24 protein-coding genes are annotated in these 23,847 nt (G+C 61.3%); all 24 read left to right on the top strand.

The features are described 5' to 3' along the window. The first annotated feature begins 31 nt into the window (after window positions 1-31). The 24 genes from QTA58_RS04835 (at window position 32) to folD (ending at window position 23,833) form a co-directional block, all read left to right on the top strand. Window positions 32-1,282 carry a flagellin gene (locus tag QTA58_RS04835; RefSeq protein ID WP_085423365.1) on the top strand — a complete coding sequence of 417 codons (1,251 nt, stop codon included), beginning with the start codon at window positions 32-34 and terminating at the stop codon, window positions 1,280-1,282. 323 nt (window positions 1,283-1,605) lie between these two features. Then, window positions 1,606-2,892, top strand: a complete 1,287-nt coding sequence (locus tag QTA58_RS04830) for a flagellin (RefSeq protein WP_289671927.1) — start codon at window positions 1,606-1,608, stop codon at window positions 2,890-2,892. A 286-nt stretch (window positions 2,893-3,178) separates the two neighbouring features. Further along, window positions 3,179-3,820 carry a hypothetical protein gene (locus tag QTA58_RS04825; RefSeq protein WP_289671926.1) on the top strand — a complete coding sequence of 214 codons (642 nt, stop codon included), beginning with the start codon at window positions 3,179-3,181 and terminating at the stop codon, window positions 3,818-3,820. Beyond that, on the top strand, window positions 3,817-5,097 hold the full coding sequence (locus QTA58_RS04820) for a MotB family protein (protein WP_289671925.1): 1,281 nt from the start codon (window positions 3,817-3,819) through the stop codon (window positions 5,095-5,097). Before QTA58_RS04825 ends, QTA58_RS04820 begins: the two co-directional genes overlap by 4 nt. A gap of 2 nt (window positions 5,098-5,099) precedes the next feature. Beyond that, window positions 5,100-6,374 carry a chemotaxis protein MotC gene (gene motC / locus QTA58_RS04815; RefSeq protein ID WP_289671924.1) on the top strand — a complete coding sequence of 425 codons (1,275 nt, stop codon included), beginning with the start codon at window positions 5,100-5,102 and terminating at the stop codon, window positions 6,372-6,374. Beyond that, window positions 6,371-7,834 carry a flagellar hook-length control protein FliK gene (locus QTA58_RS04810; RefSeq protein WP_289671923.1) on the top strand — a complete coding sequence of 488 codons (1,464 nt, stop codon included), beginning with the start codon at window positions 6,371-6,373 and terminating at the stop codon, window positions 7,832-7,834. Before motC ends, QTA58_RS04810 begins: the two co-directional genes overlap by 4 nt. 121 nt (window positions 7,835-7,955) lie before the next feature. Next, entirely contained in the window at window positions 7,956-8,459 is a 504-nt protein-coding gene (locus QTA58_RS04805) for a lytic transglycosylase domain-containing protein (RefSeq protein ID WP_289673022.1), read from the top strand. 281 nt (window positions 8,460-8,740) lie between these two features. After that, a complete protein-coding gene (locus tag QTA58_RS04800; protein ID WP_289671922.1) occupies window positions 8,741-9,412 on the top strand; it encodes a winged helix-turn-helix domain-containing protein in 672 nt (223 codons plus the stop codon). Window positions 9,413-9,514: 102 nt separating this feature from the next. Next, on the top strand, window positions 9,515-10,834 hold the full coding sequence (locus tag QTA58_RS04795; RefSeq protein WP_289671921.1) for a flagellar hook protein FlgE: 1,320 nt from the start codon (window positions 9,515-9,517) through the stop codon (window positions 10,832-10,834). Window positions 10,835-10,881: 47 nt separating this feature from the next. Continuing rightward, window positions 10,882-12,351: a flagellar hook-associated protein FlgK gene (gene flgK / locus QTA58_RS04790; RefSeq protein ID WP_289671920.1), complete on the top strand. Its 1,470-nt coding sequence runs from the start codon at window positions 10,882-10,884 to the stop codon at window positions 12,349-12,351. Between the two features lie 2 nt (window positions 12,352-12,353). Beyond that, on the top strand, window positions 12,354-13,463 hold the full coding sequence (locus QTA58_RS04785) for a flagellar hook-associated family protein (RefSeq protein WP_289671919.1): 1,110 nt from the start codon (window positions 12,354-12,356) through the stop codon (window positions 13,461-13,463). A gap of 38 nt (window positions 13,464-13,501) precedes the next feature. Further along, a complete protein-coding gene (gene flaF, locus QTA58_RS04780; RefSeq protein WP_289671918.1) occupies window positions 13,502-13,849 on the top strand; it encodes a flagellar biosynthesis regulator FlaF in 348 nt (115 codons plus the stop codon). Beyond that, on the top strand, window positions 13,846-14,295 hold the full coding sequence (gene flbT / locus QTA58_RS04775) for a flagellar biosynthesis repressor FlbT (protein ID WP_085422366.1): 450 nt from the start codon (window positions 13,846-13,848) through the stop codon (window positions 14,293-14,295). The genes flaF and flbT overlap by 4 nt, the downstream gene beginning before the upstream one ends. Then, a complete protein-coding gene (flgD, locus tag QTA58_RS04770) occupies window positions 14,286-14,771 on the top strand; it encodes a flagellar hook assembly protein FlgD (protein WP_085422367.1) in 486 nt (161 codons plus the stop codon). Before flbT ends, flgD begins: the two co-directional genes overlap by 10 nt. Window positions 14,772-14,800: 29 nt before the next feature. After that, entirely contained in the window at window positions 14,801-15,067 is a 267-nt protein-coding gene (gene fliQ, locus QTA58_RS04765; RefSeq protein ID WP_085422368.1) for a flagellar biosynthesis protein FliQ, read from the top strand. A 123-nt stretch (window positions 15,068-15,190) separates the two neighbouring features. After that, complete coding sequence (flhA, locus tag QTA58_RS04760; protein ID WP_085422369.1) at window positions 15,191-17,278, top strand: flagellar biosynthesis protein FlhA; 2,088 nt, start codon at window positions 15,191-15,193, stop codon at window positions 17,276-17,278. A 71-nt stretch (window positions 17,279-17,349) separates the two neighbouring features. After that, window positions 17,350-18,102 carry a flagellar biosynthetic protein FliR gene (gene fliR / locus QTA58_RS04755; RefSeq protein ID WP_289671917.1) on the top strand — a complete coding sequence of 251 codons (753 nt, stop codon included), beginning with the start codon at window positions 17,350-17,352 and terminating at the stop codon, window positions 18,100-18,102. Window positions 18,103-18,110: 8 nt separating this feature from the next. After that, complete coding sequence (locus tag QTA58_RS04750; RefSeq protein ID WP_289671916.1) at window positions 18,111-18,512, top strand: hypothetical protein; 402 nt, start codon at window positions 18,111-18,113, stop codon at window positions 18,510-18,512. 160 nt (window positions 18,513-18,672) lie between these two features. Beyond that, window positions 18,673-19,224: a rod-binding protein gene (locus QTA58_RS04745; protein WP_085423367.1), complete on the top strand. Its 552-nt coding sequence runs from the start codon at window positions 18,673-18,675 to the stop codon at window positions 19,222-19,224. A 25-nt stretch (window positions 19,225-19,249) separates the two neighbouring features. Then, window positions 19,250-19,615 carry a hypothetical protein gene (locus tag QTA58_RS04740; protein ID WP_085422371.1) on the top strand — a complete coding sequence of 122 codons (366 nt, stop codon included), beginning with the start codon at window positions 19,250-19,252 and terminating at the stop codon, window positions 19,613-19,615. Next, window positions 19,615-20,157, top strand: coding sequence for a hypothetical protein (locus QTA58_RS04735; RefSeq protein WP_085422372.1), 543 nt, complete (start codon window positions 19,615-19,617; stop codon window positions 20,155-20,157). The genes QTA58_RS04740 and QTA58_RS04735 overlap by 1 nt, the downstream gene beginning before the upstream one ends. Before the next feature lie 173 nt (window positions 20,158-20,330). Continuing rightward, window positions 20,331-20,975 carry a hypothetical protein gene (locus QTA58_RS04730; RefSeq protein WP_289671915.1) on the top strand — a complete coding sequence of 215 codons (645 nt, stop codon included), beginning with the start codon at window positions 20,331-20,333 and terminating at the stop codon, window positions 20,973-20,975. 172 nt (window positions 20,976-21,147) lie between these two features. After that, window positions 21,148-22,815: a hypothetical protein gene (locus tag QTA58_RS04725; RefSeq protein ID WP_289671914.1), complete on the top strand. Its 1,668-nt coding sequence runs from the start codon at window positions 21,148-21,150 to the stop codon at window positions 22,813-22,815. 118 nt (window positions 22,816-22,933) lie between these two features. Then, window positions 22,934-23,833, top strand: a complete 900-nt coding sequence (folD, locus tag QTA58_RS04720; RefSeq protein ID WP_289671913.1) for a bifunctional methylenetetrahydrofolate dehydrogenase/methenyltetrahydrofolate cyclohydrolase FolD — start codon at window positions 22,934-22,936, stop codon at window positions 23,831-23,833. The last annotated feature ends 14 nt before the right edge of the window (window positions 23,834-23,847 follow it).

Raw genomic sequence — 23,847 nt, 5'->3', positions numbered from 1 at the left:
TTCCCATCAGCCAAATCAAGGGGCAATCAAGATGACCAGCATTCTTACCAATATCGCAGCCATGGCTGCGCTCCAGACGCTGCGCTCCATCGACAGCGATATGGAGAAGACCCAGGGCCGCGTTTCCTCCGGCCTGCGCGTTGCCACCGCCTCCGACAATGCCGCCTATTGGTCGATCGCGACCACTATGCGTTCCGACAACAGTGCTCTTTCGGCCGTTCAGGACGCACTCGGCCTCGGTGCCGCCAAGGTTGACACGGCTTACGCCGCGATGGAAACCGTCGTCGACGTCGTCAAGGAAATCAAGAGCAAGCTCGTCGCCGCCTCCGAAGCCGGTGTCGATAAGGCAAAGATTCAGGAAGAAATCACCCAGCTTCAGGATCAGCTCCGCAGCATTGCGGCATCGGCTTCGTTCTCCGGCGAAAACTGGCTGCAGGCCGATATCGGCGGTCAGACCAACGCGACGACCGGTCTCATCGAGGCGGGTAGCCCCGTGATGAAGCAGGTCATCGGCTCCTTTATCCGCGATGCCAATGGCAATGTCTCGGTCCAGGCCATTCAGGTCGAACTCGACGAGACGAATGTCCTCTTCGACCTCTCCGGCGGTGATGCCGGTCTGCTCGACGCGGAGGCTTTCAACGGCCTGCGCAAGGTGACGGATACCAACGGCGACGCCAGATACGTCAAGCTGTCGACCGAGTCGGTCGACACGACCTGGAAATCGCTCGGCAACGACGTCTGGGCAAAGATGGACAGCAACGGCGATGTGATAACCGACTCGAACGCCCAGTATCTCGTCAAGGTTGCCGGAGCGTTCCTCGATGCGGTCGATATCGCCGGCACGTTCAATGTCGACACCAACCATGCGGTGACGGGTACCGACGTCACGTATGCCCAGGATATCTCGATCTCCGAACTGGATATTACCAAACTCGATGATTATCGCGAGGCGAGTAACGCAAGCTACCTCGGCATGGGTACCGATGTCAGTGACGCCAATATCATGGACTACCTGATTTCCTTCGTCGACACGCAGCTCGAAGGGCTCATCAGCTCCACCGCAAAGCTCGGTTCGATCTCCATGCGCATCAACATGCAGGAGGATTTCGTTTCCAAGCTGACCGACTCCATCGACAGCGGTATCGGCCGCCTGGTGGATGCGGACATGAACGAGGAGTCGACGAAGCTCAAGGCCTTGCAGACCCAGCAGCAGCTCGCGATCCAGTCGCTGTCGATCGCCAACACCAATTCCGAGAATATTCTGTCGCTCTTCCGTCAGTAAGCGGCGCTCTTGGCTGGAGCGGTTTCGTCCCGCTCTGACACGGCACAATATTCCGGACAGAAGACCGCGTCTCGCAAGAGGCGCGGTTTTTCGTATCGCCGCGTGGCTTGCGCGAAGCCTGCACGATCGTCGCCTTCGGGGGTTAAGACCTCATTAAGACCTTGCCAATCCGCGTTTGCCTTTGATAACTGTCGTTTTAACGATTTGTTAAGAACGACAGGCCGCCTGCGCATCGGATGCGGGAGGGCGGTGAGCATGATGCCTCTGGTCGTTTCCGGTGTTCCACTCCGGATCTCTCAGAACATTTGACCGAGGCACGGCCAATGACCAGTATCCTGACCAACACCGCCGCCATGGCGGCCTTGCAGACCCTGCGCGCGATCAACCGCAATATGGAAGTCACCCAGGCCAGGGTTTCATCCGGCATGCGCGTCCAGACGGCGGCGGACAATGCGGCCTATTGGTCGATCGCCACGACGATGCGTTCGGACAATCACGCGCTGTCGACGATTCAGGATGCTCTGGGTCTCGGTGCGGCGAAGGTGGATACCGCTTATGCGGCCATGGAAAGCGCCATCGACACGGTAATGGAGATCAAGTCCAAGATCGTCGCGGCTTACGGTGTCGGCGCCAACCGCAACAAGATTCAGGAAGAGATCGCGCAGCTCCAGGAGCAGCTCAAGAGCATTTCCAACTCTGCAACCTTTTCGGGTGAAAACTGGCTGCAGGACTATATCAGCGACGGCAGCACGAACGCCCAAGAAAAGCCGCTGCTCAAGCAGGTCGTCGCGTCGTTCACCCGTACCGCTTCGGGCGAGGTCGCGATCCAGACCGTCGATTATACGCTGAACTCCAAGACGGTTCTCTTCGATCTCAGCGGCGGCAATCTCGGCATTCTGGATTCGTCGGTCGAGTTCGTCGCCGAAAGCGAAACGGCCGTGACCGTCACCACTGCGAACGGCACCCAGGCTCCGACGAGCGCGGGCTATGCGGTTCCCGTATACAACGAGAGCGATCTGGCGGCTCTCGGCACGGACGCAAACGCAGCCGATGCGCGCATCTACGAGGTCGGCGGCAGTTTCTATTTGAAGATAGCCGAAGGACAGTGGGTCGAGGTGACGGATACGGATCCCGCCACCGCGCCGGTGGTGACGACCCCCGTCCATCAAAATGGCGGAACGAACTACTATTTCGTTGTCACTGCCGCCAACAACCTCGACAACCGCAGGCTCGGCATTTCCGTCTCGACGCTCGACATCGACAAGCTGGACGAAATCGCCGTGAAGATGAACACGATGGTTCCGGGCTCCGCGCCGGACAACGAGGCTGTGCTCGACATGCTGGAGCGCTTCCTCGACAAGCAACTGATGGCGATGACGAGTGCCGCTTCCAGTCTCGGTTCGATCCAGAAGCGCATCGACCTGCAGGAGGATTTCGTCGCCTCGCTGACGGATGTCATCGACAAGGGTGTCGGGCGACTGGTCGATGCGGACATGAACGAGGAATCGACGCGCCTGAAGGCCCTCCAGACCCAACAGCAGCTCGGCATTCAGTCGCTGCAGATTGCCAACACCAACGCCGAAAACATCCTTCAGCTCTTCCGGCAGTAGCACGTATAGGTTGATGCCGTTCGCCATGCGGGGGCGCCGGCCGGGCGCTGCCGGCACCCGTCGGACCTTTCCGCGCGGTCCGCTGCGGTGCGGCATCTTCATCTTCGCGCAAGTTTGACTTCCTACCGTTCCGCTGCGGTCCGGCGAATGTTCTGATCTCGCCGCGAGCGAACGAATGGCAACCTTATCGGGATGATACGATGACGGCAGCGGCGAAATTTCGCTCTCTCAGCAGGCTCATGAAGAGCGCTGGGCGAAAGGGCATTGCAGGGCAGGGGACTGCCTGATGAGTGCTTCGCTCGCCCGATACTTGAAGGATTTCAGTGAGCCCCAGACGGTGCCGCTGCCCCTGATGACCGATGATTTTGCAGGCGGCTTCGAAGACGGCCTGGCCCTTCCTCCCCTGGCCGACGAACAGATCGATGTCGAGGCGGAGCGGGCCGAAGCCTATGCGAAGGGTTATGATGCCGCTTCCGAGGAATTGCGGCAACGCTTCGAGGAAGAGCGCCAGGCGCTCCTTGCGGCACATGCACAGGAAACGGCGGCCCTGCGCGAAAGATATGAGACGGAAGCCGCGACGCTGGTTGCCGCCCGGCTTCAGGAAATCGCCGGACTGACGGCCGAGGCCGTCAGCGGCCAGACGGCCGGCATTCTGGCGCCTCTGCTCGATGAGGCGCTCGTCGCAAAGGCGGTGTCCGACATGGCGGATATCATTCGCGGGAGCATGCTCGAAGGGGACATCGGAACGCTGAACGTGCACGGCCCGCTGCATCTGTTCGAGAAACTGAAAACGGCGCTTGGAACATCCACCCCGCTGCTGCGCCATATCGAAGCACCCGACCTCGATATCACGGTCGATATCGGTGAAACCGCGCTTGTGACCCGCATGTCTGCGTGGTCGGCGAGTCTGAAGAAGGTACTGGGATGAGCGACGGCGAAAACCATCATCACGGCAAGAACGAGGTCATCATCGTCAAGCGGCATGGCGGCGGGCACGATGATGGTCATCACGGCGGTGCCTGGAAGATCGCCTATGCCGACTTCATGACCGCGATGATGGCCTTCTTCCTCGTGATGTGGCTGGTCAACGCGGCCAATGAGGAAACCAAGGCCTCGATGGCGAGCTATTTCAATCCCATCAAGCTTTCCGACGAGACGCCCGCCGAGAAGGGCCTCGAAAAGCCGGTCGATGCCGCCGAGGGCCGCGAAGAGGGCGAGCGCTCCCGGATCAAGGCGGACGCCGACGTCCAGGGCTCCGCGGCGGCGACGGGCGAGGACATGACCTCGACCTCCGGCGACGAACCGAATTATTCGGAAGCGGATTTCTTCGAGAATCCCTATTCCGTTCTGGCCGAGATCGCGCAGGAGGTCGGCCAGCAGGCCAATGTCAGCGCCAAGGGCGAGGGCGGCGCAAGCGATTCCGGCCCGGCGACCGGCGCCGATGGCGGCCAGGCCTATCGCGACCCCTTCGACCCGGATTTCTGGACCAGGCAGGTTCAGGTGACGCGGGCCGACGGTCCCGAACAGGCTGTCAGGGCGGTTCCGAGCGAGGACCCGCTGGCGCAGATGGGCCAGGCGCCGCAATCCCCCGATACGCAGCCTCAACAGTCCCTGGCTGCCGTCGCTCCCTCGCCGCGCCCCGATCAGTCGCAATTGGATGAGACTTCCGCTCAGGCCGAGAAAGCGGCAAATCTCGATGGGCAGAAGCCGGAAGATGGCGCAAAGGCCGAAGAACAGGCGCAGAAGGCGGCCGATCAGCTGCGCGAAGAAATCCGGCAGCAGATTTCCGGCATCGCAGGCAAGCTTGCGGAAGGCCTGGTCGTGACACCCGCCGAAGGCGGGCTGCTGGTGACGATCTCCGATCAGATCAGCGATCCGATGTTCAATATCGGTTCGGCCGTGCCGCGCCGGGAAATGGTGCTGGCGATGGAAAAGATCGGCCAGATCCTCAAGGATCGCAAGGGCAGCATCGTCCTTCGCGGTCATACGGACGGCCGCCAGTTCAAGGGGACCGAGAACGACAACTGGCGGCTTTCGATGGCCCGCGCGCACAGCGCCTATTACATGCTGGTGCATGGCGGTCTGGCGGAAGATCGCATCAAGCAGGTTTCCGGTTTCGCGGACAGGCGGCTTCAGGTGGCGGACGATCCGCTGGCGGCGGCGAACCGGCGCATCGAAATCCTGCTCCAGGCGGACGAGGGATAGCGATGGCGCTTGCGGGCACACGGTTCCTGTTCGCGGCCGGCCTCGCCTTCGGGGCCGCGCCGGCATATCCGGCAATGGCGCAGGATCGCAGCGATCTGGCCCCCTATGCGATGCTGCGATCTTTGCAATTCGTGCAGGATTCGGTCGTTCGCGGTGATCATTCCGCCGCGGAAATGCAGCGCTTCATGCTGGAGACGATCGACCGGCGGCTGAGGACCGCAGACCCGTCGGTCTTCGAGGATCCCCGCAATGTCGACGCCGCGCTGATCTATGCCATGAGCGGCGGCAATCCCGGGACGCTCGAATATCTCGCTTCACGCGACATAGCCGGCAATTTCGACAGCCGCGTTGCAGACGCATTGAGGAAATACCTGAGCGGCAAAGGCACGCTCGTTGCCAAAAGCCTGGCCGAAATGACCGAGGAGTATCGCGACGAGAAGATCGGGCCCTACCTCGCGCTGGTCAGCGGCAACGTGTCGGTGGTCAAGGATCCCGAGGGCGCTCTGGTCTTTTACGACTGGGCGCGGCTGACGGCTCCCGGCACGATCATAGAAGAGGCGGCGCTCCGCCGCTCCGTCGCAATCGCCGTCGATGCCAACCTGGTGGGCCAGGCGCTTTCGTATTCGCGCAAATATGCCCGGCGTTTCGTGCATTCTCCCTATGCCAGCCAGTTCGCCGATTTCTTCGTGCAGCTCGTCGTCGGACATTTCGGCGAGATCAGGGAAGAGGATATCGACGGTACGCTGGAGTTCATGGACGTTGACCGCCGCCGGGAAGTCTTCCTGCGCATCGCCCGCGCAGCCGCGGTTGCCGGCAAGAACGACCTTGCCCGCCTCGCGTCCTCGAAAGCCGAGGCGCTCGGCGGAAATCCCACTCCCGAAGCGCTTGCGCGCCTCTATGGCGGTCTCGCCGACATCCCGACGAACGATATCGATGCGGCCATGCGGGCGATAGCCGACGTTCCGGAAGAAGCGCTGTCGCCGCGCGACAGGGCCTTGCGCCAGGCGGCGCAAGCCGTAGCGGAGCAGGTCCTTAGCCCGCCGATGGTCGAAAGCCTCGCACAAGAAATGCCTGTCACTATGAACAATACAGAAGACGCGAACCCTCAAGCCGCGTCGCCCAGAAATGAGATCGCTGGGCCTGCCCCCGCCACGGAAGGTCCGATGGCCGGCACCGCTGCCAACTTCGATCCGGCCTTCCAGACATTCGTCGATAGCGGTCGTTCGAAATTGCTTGCCATCGATGAAATGCTGAAGGAGGAGAGCGCTTCCAAATGATTACCGATATCTTGGGTGGTAAAGCTGGCGCTACGGATGCGGCTTCTTCCGCAAAACATGCCGTCGCAGGCCGGAAGGATGCCGACGGTTCTCCAAGCGGATTCGCCGATGCGCTTTCGGGCTATGGGCGCGATGCGCATTCCCAGCAGCCGGACGACGTGCCGGAAGGCGAGGGGGAGGCCGTCCCTGAAGACCTCATGGCGGATGCGAAGCCTGCCAAGACGAAGCCGATCATCGATCTCAGGCCGGAATCCCTGCGCACCGGATCTGGTGAAGCGGAAAACTCGGCCGAGCGTCTGAAGCCGGAAGAGACGCGGAAATCCGGAGAGCGGCAACTGACCGCGGCGGAGAAGAAGCTCCGCGATGCGCTTGCGGCTGCCAAGGCCGTCGCAAAGCAACTGGATGAGCTTCACGAGAAGAACGCAGCTTCCGGAAAGGATATGGCGCCGGACGGCGAGGATGCCGATCTGGACCTGTCGATGCTTTCCGCCGACGACGCGAAGATCGCCGATGTCCTGTCGCTCTTGAACGGAGCGGAGACGAAGGCCGCCGAACTGAACGCGACGATGCCGAAGAATGCCGCCGGAGCTCAGAACAAGCGAGGCAAGGATGCCGACGGCCGGTCCGATGAACCCGGCGCCCTTCCGGTCAATGATCTAAAACGCGCCACGCTGATGAGCGACTCAGCGGCGGACCCGCTTTCGATGCCTTCGGACCCGGATACGGCTGTTCCCGGCACGCGCGTGTTCCGTTTCAGCAATGCCCGCGGTGAAGGTCCGAGCGTCGACATGACGGTCGATGGCGGCCGCGGCGGGCGCACAGCCGCCGTGGAGTTCAAGTCGTCCTCCAATGGTGCTGCCGAAAACGTCACGGTGCTCGACTCTCGCCGGTTCCTTGGGCTGGCGCCGAATTCCAACGGCGCGAATCTGACGGCGGTGCTTTCCGGCGATCCCGAATGGGCGGCGGCCATGCATCCGAGCTCGGCTCTTTCCAATGCAGCGGCACAGAGCAGCACCGGGACGGTGGTGAACATGCTCAAGCTGCAGATGAACCCGCACGAACTCGGCTCGGTGACGGCCACCTTGCGCCTTCACGGCGAGGAATTGAACGTTCATCTGACCGTCGAGACGCGCGCGGCCTATAGGCAGCTCAGCGACGACAGCGGCGGCATCCTGGATGCGCTCCGTGCACAAGGCTTCGCCGTCGACCAGGTAACGATCAGCATCGCGTCGACGGCGGGTTCGGACGCCGCCGGCAGCCAGCAAGGGCAGGCGGGACAGACGGGCCAGCAGAACATGGCCGAAGGCGGGCGGCAGGGGCAGGCTGCCGGTCGCGGCCAGGAACAGGCCGCTAACCGGCAGGCGGATGAGCAAGGCGCAAGGAATGCAAATGACGCGGCATTGGACAACGCGACGGCTGCCGTTTCTGGCGGCGCTCGTCCTGACCATCTCTACCTCTGAAGCCGGCGCCGGATCGCTGTTCAGTTCGGGAGGATGGGCAGGTCGGGGATCTGCTCCCGCCGAGGAAAATCCCGCACCCAAGGCCGCGCGGCACTCGCCTGCAAGTCCGGCGGCCCTCGGGGTGCCGGCCAATCCCGGCGCCTGCGAGCGTGAAATCCAGGCGGCTGCAGCGAAGTATGGCATACCGGAAGGTATTCTCTATTCGGTGGGTCTCACCGAGACCGGCCGCAAGGGGAGCCTCAGCCCTTATGCCATGAATGTGGAGGGGAAGGCGTATTTCCCCCCTTCGCAGCAGGAGGCGATGACGACCTTCTATGCCGCCAGGCAGCAGGGCAGGAAGCTCATCGACATAGGCTGCATGCAGATCAACCACCATTTCCACGGCGAGAATTTCTCTTCCCCCGAGGAAATGTTCAACCCTCAGCGCAACGTGGAATATGCGGCCAAGTTTCTCCGCAATCTCCATGACAGGCATGAGACCTGGACGATGGCGGTGGCCAGATACCATGCGGGGCCTAACAACGATCCTGCGCAGAAGAAATATGTGTGCCGCGTGATCAGCAATCTTGTTGCCACGGGCTACGGAAAATGGACTTCCAATGCTTCCCGGTTCTGCGACGGGTAGGCAATCTTCAGTTGAATTTGCAAAACGAAGAATCGCAAAATTGCAATTGCCCTACTTTGTGGCGCAAAATGGCAATGCAAGCATTCTTTTGCGATGCGTTAATTTTTCCACTGGAAACTTGTGTGTGAAAATCGCACACCCACTATATCTAGTGCAAATCGGGAGCTAAAGGTTAATCAACTATTAATTTGTTTGGTTAATTTCACGCAGCTTGTCTCGGATTCCGCCGATTCGTACCCATAGCCTCATCGAAACACCACAACTGATTCGGAGGCGGACGAATGATCGTAGTGGTTGATGAGCGTGAGCTCGTGAAAGACGGTTACACTTCTCTTTTCGGGCGGGAGGGAATTCCTTCTCAGGGGTTCGATCCAAGGGAATTCGGCGAGTGGGTAAACACCGCGGCAGATTCGGACATCGCTGCGGTCGAGGCCTTTCTGATCGGCCAGGGTGAGCGCGCGCTCGAATTGCCGCGGGCGATCCGGGACCGGTCGATGGCGCCTGTGATCGCGGTCAGCGATCAGCCCTCCCTGGAGACGACCCTTGCCTTCTTCGACAGCGGCGTCGACGACGTGGTGCGCAAGCCCGTCCATCCCCGTGAGATCCTGGCGCGTGCCGCTGCGATCCGCCGGCGCCTGAAGGCGATTGCAAACTACACGGACATCGGCGCGATCCGGGTCTTCTCCGACGGCCGCGATCCGGAGATCGATGGCGACGTTTTCCCGCTGCCGCGCCGCGAGCGCCGCATTCTGGAATATCTGGTCGCCAATCGCGGCCGCCGTGTTTCCAAGACGCAGATCTTCAATGCCATCTACGGCATCTTCGACGAGGAAGTCGAAGAGAACGTCGTCGAAAGCCATATCAGCAAGCTGCGCAAGAAGCTGCGCAAGAAGCTCGGCTTCGATCCCGTCGATTCCAAGCGTTTCCTTGGCTATTGCATCGACTGGAACTGATTTTCAGCGGGGCCTTGCCGCATATTTCGCGGGATGGAAGGCAGACAGCTTCACGCAAGGCCCGCAACTTACTCTCTCCATCAGACAAACAGGAGATTTCCTATGAGTATTTTCGGCACGATGAAGACGGCCGTCTCGGGTATGAATGCTCAGGCCAACCGTCTCGGCACGGTTGGCGACAATATCGCCAATTCCAGCACGGTCGGTTACAAGCGCGCCTCGACGGCGTTTTCCTCGCTGGTCCTGCCCTCGACCCAGGGCTCGTATTCTTCGGGTGGTGTCGAAACCAACGTCCGCTACAGCATCTCCGAGCAGGGCGGCATCCAGTACACGACGTCGAACACCGACCTCGCCATCCAGGGCGAAGGCTTCTTCATCGTCAGCGATCCGAACGGTTCACCTTATCTGACCCGCTCCGGCTCGTTCCAGAAGGACTCGAACGGCTATCTCGTCAACACCGCCGGCTACCAGCTTATGGGTTATCCCTATGGCTCGAACCCGCCGGCGGCCGTCGTCAACGGCTTCAACGGTCTCGAGGCGATCAACATCAACGACTTCGGTCTGATATCCTCGCCCTCCAGCCAGGGCAGCTTCCCGGCCAACCTGAACAAGGAAGCGACGGCCGTTACCGGCGATACGCCTGGCGACAACCTCGCAACCAGCGCCTATACCAACAAGAGCTCGCTGACGGGCTACGACCATGCCGGTGCAAAGGTTCTCTACGATTTCTACTACACCAAGATCGACGACAACACCTGGGAAGTGACGGTCTTCCGTCAGGATCAGTCGACCAACGGCGGCTTTCCATATGTCGGCTCGGACGGCACGCCTGCTACGGCCATCAAGTCGACTTCGACGCTTAGGTTCGATCCGAACACAAACAAATTGGTGGCCGGCAACTACAACGCCGGTCCGCCGCCGACCGGTTCCGACAAGCAGATTGTCATTACGGATCCGACCGACGGCGCCACGCCGGCGCAGACGATCACCATCGACCTCTCCGACATGACGCAGTTCGCCACCGCCTTCACGCCGGGCAAGGGCATCATCGACGGCAATTCGCCGAGCCCGATCACCGATGTTCAAATCGGCGGCGACGGCGTCGTCACGGCCGTCTATCAGGATGGCGGTCGCCGTCCGATCTATCAGCTCGCGCTGGCGACGGTTCCGGCGATCGACAAGCTGCAGCCGCAGAACGGCAACGTCTATCTGCCGACCAACGACTCGGGCGTCGTGACCATCGGCTTCCCGACGAGCGGCGCCTTCGGCCAGATCTACTCCGGTGCGCTTGAAAGCTCCAACGTCGATATCGCCAACGAGCTGACCGAGATGATCGAATCCCAGCGCGTCTACACGGCGAATTCGAAGGTCTTCCAGACCGGCTCCGATCTGATGGACGTACTTATCAACCTGAAGAGATAACCGGCCGAAATCATCGAGAGAATAAGTCTCAAGAGGTTATTTAAGAAATGTCGCTTTCGTCAGCATTGTCTACGGCCCAGTCCATCTTCAACAACTCCGGCACCCAGTCGTCGGTAGTTTCGAAGAACATCGCCAATGCGCAGAACCCGGATTATGTCCGCCGTTCCGCAATGGTCGTGACCGGCGGCAATGGGGCCATGATCGGCGACATCGTCCGCTCCCAGAATTCGCCGCTCCTGCGCCAGACGATCGAGAGCTCGTCGGTGGCGAGCGGCCAGCGGACGCTTCTGAACGGCCTCGAATCGATCAAGAACCTGATGGGGGGGAACAACAACGAGTTCTCTCCCGCCAAGCTGATCACGGCCTTCCGCAACAATCTCGACGCATTCGCCTCCAAGGCGAACGATACCGGCCTCGGCATGGCCGTGATTTCCAGCGCGCAGGACCTTGCATCCGGCCTGAACACGGCGGCCAACGAACTCCAGCAGATCCGCAAGGATGCCGACGAGCAGATCAAGCAGAATGTCGACGACCTGAATGCGCTGCTCGCCAAGCTCGAGGCGGTCAACAACCAGGTCAAGAATGCGACGGCGAGCGGCGCCGACGCCAATGACGCGCTCGACGAGCGCGAAGGGCTCGTCAAGAAGATCTCGGAAATCGTCGGCGTCACGTCCTACATTCGCGAAAACAACGACCTGGTGCTCTATACCTCGGACGGCGTGACGCTGTTCGAATCCGTTCCGCGGAAGGTAACGTTCCAGCCCACGGCCGGTTTCGATGCGGCGACCACCGGAAGCGGCGTCTATATCGACGGTGTGGCGCTCAAGGCCGGCGAATCCGCCAACACCACGGCCAAGGGTTCCATCCAGGCGCTGTTGCAGCTCCGCGACGAGATTGCCCCCACCTTCCAGAGCCAGCTCGACGAGATTGCCCGCGGCCTGATCACCGCGTTTGCGGAAACGGGACCGGACGGGACGCTCACGCCCCTAACGGGTCTCTTCACCTACAAGGACAGCGCCGGTGTCCAGCAGACGGCCGTCCCCGCCGCCGGCGTGACCGTTCCGGGTCTTGCTTCGCGCATCCTTGTCAACCCGATCGTCGTTCCCCCGACCGGCACGCCCGACAAGCTGCGGGACGGCGGCATCAACGGCGTGGCTTATGTGGTCAATACGGGCGGCAGCAGCTATGGCGACCTGCTGGACAAGTATAACGAAAACCTCGAAGGGCCGATGGCGTTCGATCCGGACACGGAAATCGCCGACGCTCCGGACCTTCTGTCCTTCGCATCCGACTCCATGGGTTGGCTGGAGCAGCTTCGCAGCACGGCGACCTCCGCCGACGAGACGAAGACGGCCATGCTGACCCGCTCTCTCGAAGCCTATTCCAGCAATACGGGCGTCAGCCTCGACGAAGAACTGTCGCTGCTTCTTGATATTGAACAATCTTATAAGGCCGGCACCAAGCTGATGGCGACGGTCGATGAAATGATGCAGGCACTCTTGGATATTGCGAGCTGATCATGAAGACATCGTTCATTTCCACATTATCCATTCAGACCACGATGCGGAATTCGATCGCAGGCGTGCAGCGCGAAATGGTGAAGGCGAACCAGGAGGCGGTAAGCGGGAAGCATGCGGATATCGGCGTCACCCTGGGCGCCAGCACGTCCCGCGCGCTCGATCTCTCCCGCGACATCACGCGCATCGAATCCCTTTACAGCACTGCATCGCTGGCGACACAGCGGCTCGAAAGCGCGGAACTTTCGCTTTCGAAGATGAACGATCTCGCTCTCGAGATCCAGAGCGCCATCCTGACGCTCGGCAATTCCACGGACGAGACGAGCCTTGCGACGGCGCGCATGACGATGCAGAACTCGCTCGACGCCTTCACGAGCTTCGCAAACACGGCGGTCCAGGGCGAATACATCTTTGCGGGCATCAATACCGACGTGAAGCCGATGCAGGATTATTTCGCGCCGGGCTCCCCGGCGAAGGCGGCTTTCGATACCGAGCTCAATTATTACATGTCGTCGCAGGTCCCGCCCGTCGCAAGCCTGTCGGCGATGACGGAAGACCAGATGAACGGCTTCCTCGACGATCTCGAAGCGAAGTTCAACGGCACTGCTACGTTGACGTCTCCGCCGCACCCGGCGGCTCTGAACGGGCAGGACCTCTGGACGACCTTTTTCTCCAGCGCCAGCGACGAGAACATGAAGAGCCGCGTCAGCTCGACCGAGGTCGTCGAAAGCTCGACCAATGCCAATAGCGCCGGCATGCGGAATTTCGCGTTCGCCTCGATCATCTCGATGGAGCTCCTGCAGCCCAACATGGACGCCAAGGCCCGCGAGGCGGTGAGCGCGCGGACAGGGGCCGTCATCGCCAAAGCGATGAACGGTGTAGATAGCATTAACCAGCAACGGACTATGGTAGGCGTCTATACGGAACGTGTCTCCAAGGCTGAGGAAAGGTTGGAGGCGCAGAAAGATATTCTGGTGAAGGGTCTCGGAGACATGGAGAATGTCGATCCGGAGGAGGCCGCGACCCGTCTCAACACCATGAAAACCCTTCTCGAGACCGCATATACCGTAACGGCGAGAATTCAGCAGCTGAGTCTAGCCAACTTCCTTTGATGATTAAAGGAAGGCCCGTGAAGATGAAGGATACATGAATGTACCAATTTTCATATGCCGAGATCATGGAGGATGGCGTCGCAAACGCCAAGGATCGTGAACGGCAGGCCCTCGATCGCTCCATCGAGATGCTGATCGCGGCTCGCGACGAGGGTAGTTACTCGCGCACGACGGTCGAAGCCCTGTTTTATACCCGGCGTGTCTGGATTCGCTTCATCGAGGATCTGAAACAGCCCGATAACGAATTGGCCACCGAACTGCGTGCGGACCTGATCTCCATAGCCATCTGGATATTGAAGGAATGCGAGAAGATCAGAAAACGCGACTCGACCAATTTCCAGGGCATCATTGACGTGACCACCATCATCAGGGATGGACTTAAATGAAAAGTACGCTTCGTATCTCCTTGAAATCCGGTGAGCGGATCTTCATCAACGGCGCCGTGTTGCGCGTTGATCGAAAGGTCGCGCTGGAATTCCTCAACGACGTCACGTTCCTTCTGGAAAACCACGTTCTTCAGCCGGAGGATGCGACCACGCCGCTTCGGCAGCTCTACTTCATCGCCCAGATGATGCTGATCAATCCCGATGGAAAGGAGCAGTCGTCGGCGCTGTTCCGCAAGTCGGTCGCCATGCTGCTCACCTGCTTCCACGACGACGAGGTGCAGGCGGAATTGAAGCGCATCGACGGTATGGTCGCATCCGGCCGCGCCTTCGACGCCTTGAAGGCGATCCGCGCCCTCTATCCGGTGGAAGACCGCATTCTGAACAACCAGGAAATCGCTCCGGCCACCGTCGAGCGCATCCGCAAGGAGATCGCACCATGGCGATAGATCCGATTAGCTCGGCGACGGCCAATCCCTGGGCAAACGCCGGCGCATCGACCGACGCTGCCAAGAATGCCAGTTTGAACTACAACAACTTCCTGCGGCTCCTCATCGAGCAGATGAAGCATCAGGACCCGACCGATCCGATGGATGCGACCGAGCAGATCTCGCAGCTTGCGACCTTCTCGCAGGTCGAACAGTCGATCCAGACGAACAATCATCTGAAGAGCATGCTTCAGGCCGAGGCATTGACCCGCGCCACCGATCTCGTCGGCAAATACATCAAGAGCGCCGACGACACGCTCACGGGCAAGGTCAAGGAAGTCGAGGTCTATGCGGACGGCGTCGTTGCCATTACGGAAAACAACGACAAGATCTTGCTGCAGGCCGGCGTCGTGTTCTCGGACCAGCCGCTCTCGACCGGCGACGATGATGCATCCGACGGGTCGACCGAAGGCGACAACAGCGGTACAGATACTTAACGAAAATCCCGCGAATCGGAGTCGGCTCGATGAATGAAGCTGATGCCCTCGACATCATGCAGGCGGCGATCTGGACGATCCTGATCGCCTCCGGTCCGGCTGTCCTTGTCGCCATGGTGGTGGGCGTGACGATCGCCTTTCTCCAGGCCCTGACGCAAGTTCAGGAAATGACGCTCACCTTCGTGCCGAAGATCGTTGCCATCATGGTGACGATCGGCATTACGGCGCCGTTCATCGGCGGCCAGATCAACCTTTTCGCCAATCTCGTCTTTTCGCGGGTGCAATCGGGCTTCTGACCCGGTTGCCGCCCTATTTCCTTTTTTGCCTTCCCCCATTTTCGCGCAAGCTTCGACCGATAGTCAGGATGGTGAACTGGTAGGAGAATGTCCTGCCGCCATCTCATGAAGAGACGGGAAGCCATGGCGCAACCACCTGCACTATCCATACCGAAGGTAACTCCGAGCGGCCGCGACATCGGTTTTGCCCTCGGCATCGTCGCCATCCTCTGTATCCTTTTCCTGCCGATACCGCCTTTCCTGATCGATATCGGCCTTGCCTTCTCGATCGCGTTCTCGGTGCTGATCCTGATGGTGGCGCTGTGGATCCAGCGACCCTTGGATTTCTCCTCCTTCCCGACCGTCCTGCTGATCGCGACCATGGTGCGACTGTCGCTCAACATCGCGACGACGCGTGTGATCCTGTCGCACGGCCACGAGGGGCATGGCGCGGCGGGCAACGTCATTCAGGGCTTTTCAGGCCTGGTGATGTCCGGCGATTTCGTGATCGGCGTGATCGTCTTCATGATCCTCATCACGGTGAACTTCATCGTCATCACCAAGGGTGCGACCCGTATCGCGGAAGTCGGCGCCCGCTTCACCCTCGATGCGATCCCCGGCAAGCAGATGTCGATCGACGCCGACCTGTCGGCCGGCATCATCGACGAGAAGGAGGCGCAGCGCCGCCGCTCCGAGCTGGAAGAGGAAAGCTCCTTCTTCGGAGCCATGGACGGTGCGTCGAAATTCGTGCGCGGCGACGCGATCGCCGGTCTCATCATCACTGCGATCAACATCTTCGGCGGCATCATCATCGGTTACTTCCGCCATGGCATGCCGATCGGCGAGGCGGCGGACGTATTCGTCAAGCTTTCGGTCGGTGACGGCATCGTCTCGCAGATCCCGGCCCTCATCGTTTCGCTCGCGGCCGGCCTGCTCGTCACTCGCGGCGGCACGTCCGGTTCTACCGACAAGGCCGTCGTCGATCAGCTCGGCGGCTATCCGCGCGCCCTTTCCGTCGCGGCCGGCCTCATGGGCCTGCTGGCGATCGTTCCCGGCCTGCCTTTCCTGCCCTTCGTGACGCTCGGCGGCCTGATGGGCTTCGGCGCCTGGCTCGTGCCGCGTCGCATCGAAGCGGAGAACAAGGCGCGCCGCGAGGACGAGGAAAAGAAGGTCGTCCAGAGCAAGGAAGCCGAGAAGGATTCGGTCAAGTCCGTCCTCAAGACCGCCGAGATCGAATTGGCGCTCGGCAAGCAGGTCTCGACCCGGCTGCTCGGCGCGCACCAGGAGCTCGCCTTCCGTGTCGGCAAGATGCGCAAGAAGTTCGCGACCCAATACGGTTTCGTCGTGCCGGAAATCAAGGTTGCCGACGACATCGCCATTCCGGAAAAATCCTACCAGATCCGCATCCACGGCACGACGATCGCATCGAACGTCCTGCGTGTCGGCGACGTGCTTGTCGTGACGGGATCGGGCCGCAAGCCGAGCATTCCCGGCGACGAAATCCGCGAACCCGCCTTCGGGATGCCGGCCGTCTCGATCCTCGAAACCTTCGCGGAAGACCTGAAGCGCGAGGGCTTCCACCCGATCGACAACGTCTCGGTCGTGCTGACCCATCTGTCGGAAGTCATCCGCAACAACCTGCCGCAGCTTCTCTCCTACAAGGACGTCAAGATCCTGATCGATCGGCTCGATCCGGAATACAAGAAGCTCGCCGACGAGATCTGCTCGTCGCATATGTCCTATTCGGGCCTGCAGGCGGTCCTGAAGCTGCTGCTTGCCGAGCGCGTCTCGATCCGCAACCTGCATCTCATCCTCGAAGCCGTGGCGGAGCTCGCGCCGCATGTCCGCAAGACCGAGCAGATCGTCGAACATGTGCGCGTGCGCATGGCGCAGCAGCTCTGCGGCGACCTTGCCGACAACGGGGTGCTCCGCGTGCTGCGTCTCGGCAACAAGTGGGACATGCTGTTCCACCAGGCGCTGAAGCGCGACAACAAGGGCGAAGTGGTCGAGTTCGACATCGATCCGCGTACGCTTGAGGAATTCAGCGAGCAGGCGACCAAGGTCATCCGCGAGTTCATGGATCGCGGCCTGCCCTTCGTGCTCGTCACCTCGCCGGAGACGCGCTCCTATGTGCGGATGATCATCGAACGCCTGTTCGCGACCCTTCCGGTTCTCTCCCATGTGGAGCTCGCCAAGGGTCTCGAAATCAAGATACTCGGCGCGATTTCGTGATGGACTGTTTCAAGGCCGAATGGAATTCGGCCTTGAAACGCTCTAAGCTGTCCGTAAAGGACGATTCTCCCATGATTACCGACCCGCAAGGGACCATTCTCGCGCTTTTCCTTGCGTTCTGCCGCATGGGCGGGTGCATGATGGTTCTGCCGGGCTTCGGAAGCGCCCGCATTCCCCCGCAGGTCAGGCTTTTTGCGGCGGTCGCGGTCTCCATGGCGATGCTGCCGCTCCTCTGGGACATGATCTATCCCAAGGTATCTTCCCCCGGCGCCACCTATGTCGGTCTTATCTTCACCGAGGTGCTGATCGGCGTCGTCTATGGCCTGATCGCCCGGCTCTATACGCTGGGCATGCAGTTTGCCGGCGCGATCCTGACCATGTCCATCGGCTTCACGGCACCCGGGGGCCACGACATTCTGGAAGACACCTCGGAAAACCAGATGACCAACCTCCTGACCCTGAGCGGTCTTCTGCTGTTGTTCATGATGGATTTCCACCATGTCGTCTTCCGAGCCCTCGTCGATTCCTACACGGCGACGCCGGTTGGGGCCGTGATCGATTCGCAGAAGATATTGATCACGCTGACGGACACGTTGCGCGCATCGACGATGATCATGCTGCGGCTGGCAAGCCCGTTCCTGATCTATGGCCTGATGTTCAACGTGGCGATCGGCCTCATCAACAAGCTCGCGCCGCAGATCCCGGTCTTCTTCATCTCGACGCCTTTCCTCCTGATGGGCGGGCTTTTCCTTCTCTATCTTTCGATCGCCGCGCTCATCCGCCAATATGCGGATGGTTTCGCGCCGATCTTCATGTCGTTCTAGGAGACGTGATGGCGGGGTCAGGCAAGCGGTCGGACAAGCTGAAGCGCCTCGTGGCGGTACAGCGGCATATCGAGAAGATGGCCGAGCACGAGCTCGCGGCGACGACCCGTCACCGCGCCGAGGTCAACCAGTCGATGGAAGAGGTCATCGATGCGATCGGCTCGATGGAGCCGGTGCACCGGCAGTTCTCGCAGCATTACGCCGAGCGCTTCGGGCGGTTGACGACCAAGGAGCGCCAGCTCGCCGGCGTCCAGCAGGTCCAGGAGATGAAAGTCCTGAAGGAGCGCACCAAGGCGGACCGCCTTGAGGAAAACATGAAGGACGCCCGCGATCACGAAGACCGCGAGGCTGCCGACAATTCCATCTACGAACTCATTGAGATCACTCTCGGCGTCCAGCTGATCAAATAGCTGCGCCAGCCTCCAGCAAGCTTCGAACGGCATAGTTCCCTTCAACGCACCGACCGCCCGGCAGGAATCGCAGCCGGGTGGAGCATGTGCCGATTCAAACTGTTGCCGTGTGCCTTGCGTCTTTTGGACGTGGTTCGCGGAAGTCATGAAAGGAGCTGACGTGGCGATTTCACCTCCGAGCGATCTGGTTCTGGACGTCGTTCGCGCCGCCGACCCCACTGCCGTTCAGGAAGCCCAGGCCAGGCTGAAGGCGCACAAGGCGGCCTTTGCCGCGACAAGCCTTGCTGATGCCGGCAAGGGTTTCGGCGCAGCCATGGATATCATCGATACGCCGGCCACCAAGGCGGGCCTCGGCAATCCGGAGGCGCCGAAGAAGGCTGTCGAAATGCCGGAGGAATACCGCAAGTTCGAAGCCTCCGTGCTGCAGACGTTCGTGAACTCCATGCTCCCCAACGAGACCGAGGAGGTTTACGGCAAAGGGTCGGCGGGCGAGTTCTGGAAAAGCATGATGGCCGAGCAGATCGCCGACGAAATGTCCAAGAGGGGCGGCGTCGGTATTGCCGAGCAGATGTATTCGCAGGCGCTCGCCCGGGCCGAACGGCATGGCGTGGTCAACACCAGCACCGACGAGAATGATCGCAGCCGCGCAATGAGCATGATTACCGATTTCGAGCGTCAGATTCTCGGCGTCGGCAAGAAGAGTGAGGCCTGACATGATTCAGACTGGGGCAGAAAATATGGAAGTCGTTTCGAATGATTATCGCATCAAGACCGTGCTCGGCCGGCTGGAGATGATAATCGACAACGAGAACCAGCGGCTGGGCCGCGATCCGGAATTCGACCTCAAGGTGTCGAACGCCCATAAGAGCCGTTGCCTTTATGAGCTGACCATGCTGTTCCGCGGCACCGATCCGAAGGAGCTGGCCATCGGCTACATCGACCAGATGCATGGATTGAAGGCGAAGCTCGCCCTCAACGCCCGGCGGGTCGAGGCACACCTGCATGCCGTGCGTGCGGTCGCCGATCTCCTGAAAAGCGCCGCCCGCGATGCCGACGGCGACGGCACCTATACCCAGGAACAGTTCACCTACGGCGAAGCCTGATGGTCAAGCTCCTTCTCACGGGTCTATGGGTCTGCATCGTCACGCTCGGGGCAGTGTATTTCTCCGTGCAGATGTCTGCCGCGCCTGCGCCGGTCGATGAGGAGGCCAGGAGGAAAGAGATGCAGGAGCTGGTGCGCGGCGAATCGATCACCATTCCGGTGATCTCGAACGGCGCGATCACCGGTTATTTCTTGAGCCGCGTCTCGTTCATGATGGACAAGGAGAAGATCAGGAACGTCAAGCTTCCCATCACCGAGCTGACGACCGACGGGCTTTTCACGCTGCTGATCGGCAACAAGATGGTCGATCTCAGCAAGCCCGGAGCCTTCGACCTCGAGAAGTTCCGCTCGAGCATCAAGGACGACATGAACAGCAAGCTGGGTGAAGGGCTGGTGGCGGAAGTGCTGGTCGAACAGCTCGACTATCTGTCGAAGGAGGACATTCGCAACAATGCCTCCCGCGGCAACAAGAACCCGAACCCGGGCCAGAAGATCGTGGAAGGCGTGAAGATCGACGCGCCGGCGCAGCCCGCTGCCCATTGAGCGGCGTTCCACTTTCGGAAACGCGCAGAGCCGGCCGTCATGGCCGGCTTTTCCGTTTCGGGAGTCCCGGAAATACACGGATCGCCGGCATTTTAACGACCGGCTTAAATGGAGGTTCAGGGCGCTCTGCTAGAGGTACCGGAGAATTGCCGTGCCTCATGTGGAGCGTATCGATGAACGCATCGGGAGAATTCCAGGCCTTCGCGTCGCCGCGATCCCCGTTCGGCCTGCGCGTCTGCGATCTTGGATGGACCGCAGCCCTCGGGTTTGTGGAGAGCCTGATTTCGATGCAGGGCAACCGTACGACGCTGGCGTTCCTCGACGCGAGGACGGCTCTGCGCCAGGCGGCCGACGCCGGCTATCGCGACGAATTGCGCCGCAGGCTGCTGCTGCCGTCCGGCGGACGGACCTTTGGCTTCCTGATGAAAGCGCTGCGGGAAGGGCCGCTACCGGCCCGCTACTCGGCAGGGACATTCGTGCCTGCACTGCTCACCTTCCTGGAGAAAGGCCGCCGGATCGGCATCGCCGGGGAGGATATCGCCCGTATCGAGGTTCTGCGGGATCATTTCGTCCGCCATGCGCCCTGGCACGACATCGTGGCGATCGCTCCGGACCGGGAGATCACACAACCTTTCGATGTGGTCATCGTCGATGCGCCGCGCTTTGCCGAGGAGAAGCGGATCGAGCTCCGGCTGGCGGCGCTCCGCACCGGACTGGTAGTGATGGCGGGATCGGGCCTGTCCGGGTTCATCGAAGGCAGGCCGGCTCTTGCTGCCGCGAAAGCCGGAGTGGGTTCGGCCGAGCCGTCCTTCGCCTGACGAGTTAACTCTTTATTTGCCATGATAATTTAGACTGCCTTAATCAACAGGCTGCCCGCGGGATTCCGGCAGCCCCGGTTAGTGCGGTCATCCCATGGATCAATCGGCGAATATCAGCGAAGACCGAAACCTCCAGCCTGCGGCAAAGCGCGTCAGGTCCGCGCTGGCCGGAATGCGGTCTGCTTTCCTGAAGGCGGGCGCTCTCACATTGGCCGGCGGCCTCTTGCCGCTCCTCTTCGTCGAAGCGGTGCCGCAGAAATTCCAGGCCGAAACCCGGCTGCAGGTCGAGGCGGCGGGCGAGAGCGCGGTGAGTGAAGCCGTGGCGGCGCTCCGTTCGAAGGCGAGCCTCGACAATCTCATCCGCGCGCTCAACCTCGGGCGCAACAGCGAGTTTTCCGTCGACCGGCCAAGCGCGGCGCGGGTCATGTCGGATATCGTCTCCGGAGAGGAAACGACCGTCGCGCAGGCCGAGAACCGATTGCGGGATCGGCTTTCGCAGGCGATCGCGGCCACCTATGACCGCAGCACCGGTCAGCTCGTCATTTCGGTAACGGCGTCGCAACCGGATATGGCGGCGCGGATCGCCAACATGGTCGGTGACAGCCTCCACGACCGGATCGTCGTTGCCGGCGCCGGAACGTCCGATCCGTTGGTGGAGAGGCTCCGCCAGACCCTTGAACGCGCCGAGGCGGCTCTCTCGGGTTTCGTCGGAGAGACGGGCGAACAGAAGCTTTCGCAGCTGCGCCGGGCGGAAAGCGAAAGCCGCCAGCTTGTGGCGGAGATCACCGATGCGGAAACGCAGCTTGCGGACCTGAAGCAGAAGGCGGCGCAGGCGTCCGCGATGAAGCTGGAAGACGTGCTGAACAAGCCTCTGCCGGACAGCCTGGAATTCACCGGTCTCGACTATCAGCGGCAAAGGCATGTGGAGGCCAAGCTTGCGGTCGACCAGCTTTCGGGCAATCTCGGCCCGCGCCATCCGCAGCTGCTTGCAGCCCAGGGGGCGTTGGAAGCGGCGCGCGCCGATATTCAGACGGCCCTGAAACAGCTTGCAACGTCGCTTCGCCAGCAGGAGAGCGCCGCCGCGAAGCATCTGGCCCAGCTCAGGACCAAACAGGCCGGGAAGCCGGACGACGAGCAGATTGCCGGTTCCGCCGCAAGGCTTGCGGCGTTGGAAACGGCGGCCGACGAGGCGCGCCGGAATTATCTCGAAGCGCTTCATCGCTCGGAGGCGGAGACCAGGGTGTCGGCCGCCAAGGTCGAGGTCCTGGCCCCGGCTGCAGCCGAGAACGCCCAGACGCTTGGCCCCTCGCTCGCCGAGATATCCGGCGGCGGGGCGCTGATCGGCTTCTGCCTCGGCGTGGCGTTCGCCTTCTTCACGCGGCGCAAGCCGCTGCAGGTGGACATGGTCGATGAAGCGGAATCCGGCCTGCTAGACGAGGCGGACCATGCCGACGGCCAGCGGTGGCCAGAAACTGTTCCCGAGGCGCCAAATGCTTTCTGGGAGGATGACGATCCGGTTCATCATGAGCCGGCCTACCACGAGCTGCAGTCACCCTTGCGCCCGCGCTATCCGGCGCCAGCCAATGACAGCCCGCTTGCGGACCATATCCGCGAAATGCTGATGGCCAATCGCCGGCCGGTTCCGGAAAGCGATCTGCCGCCGCTGGTCGCTGCGGTGATGTTCGGTCGTCTTGCCGACGCCCCGTCCTATACGACCCCGCGTTTCTCCGAGGAAGATATCCGCAAGGCGGAGGAACTGGAGGAACTGCGCCGCGAGATGGCGGAACTACGCGAACGCGTGCAGTTGTATTCAGCCCGCCGAAGCGTGGCGAGAAGATAAGCGCCTGCGACATCGAATCCGCTTGCATTTGCCGTCTGCGACCAGCATAGGCGTTGGCGGACAGATTTCATTCATGTCCCATGTATACATTGGTAACGGTTTCAAGCGGGAGGCGCGCGTGGCTGTGGTGATCGATGGAAAAGAGGCGGCGGCGTCCGTCATCGTGGCCGTGACCGAGGCGGCGGGCTCTCTGGAAAAGGAGACGGGCGTCAAGCCGGGTCTTGCGGTCGTCATCGTCGGCGATGATCCGGCAAGCCATGCATACGTCAATTCCAAGAGCAAGATGGCCAAGCAGTGCGGCTTCAACTCGATTCAGCACAGTCTGCCGGAAGAGACGACGCAGGAAGAGCTCGAAAAGCTCGTCGCCGAGCTCAATGCCGATCCTGCCGTCCACGGCATCCTGGTCCAGCTTCCGCTGCCGAAACATCTGAACGCCGAGCCGGTCATCCTGTCGATCTCGCCGGAAAAGGACGTCGACGGTCTGCACGTCGTCAATGCCGGCAAGATCGCCACCGGTGACCTGGAAACCGGCCTCATCTCCTGCACGCCGGCGGGCGCCATGTTGCTTGTCCACCGTATACACGGCCGTGACCTTTCCGGCCTGAACGCGGTCGTCATCGGCCGCTCCAACCTGTTCGGCAAGCCGATGGGCCTCTTGCTGCTCGCCGCCAACGCGACCGTCACCATGGCGCATTCTCGGACGAAGGATCTTGCCTCCGTCTGCCGCAACGCCGACATCCTCGTCGCCGCCGTCGGGCGTCCGCAGATGGTGAAGGGCGACTGGGTGAAGCCCGGCGCCACCGTGATCGATGTCGGCATCAACCGCGTCGCCGCGCCCGACAAGGGCGAGGGCAAGACCCGCCTCGTCGGCGATGTCGCCTATGCGGAAGCCGCCGAGGTCGCGGGCGCCATCACGCCGGTTCCGGGCGGCGTCGGACCCATGACCATCGCCATGCTGATGGCCAATACGGTGATCGCCGCCTATCGCACCGCGGGAAAAGCGGCGCCGAAATTCTGACGCCGGACGGCGCA

Origin of the sequence: Neorhizobium sp. CSC1952 (assembly GCF_030378245.1) — a bacterium.
Classification (GTDB): domain Bacteria; phylum Pseudomonadota; class Alphaproteobacteria; order Rhizobiales; family Rhizobiaceae; genus Neorhizobium; species Neorhizobium oryzae_A.
Note: the sequence above shows the minus strand (reverse complement) of the source record. Positions and strands in the feature narration are given on the sequence as shown.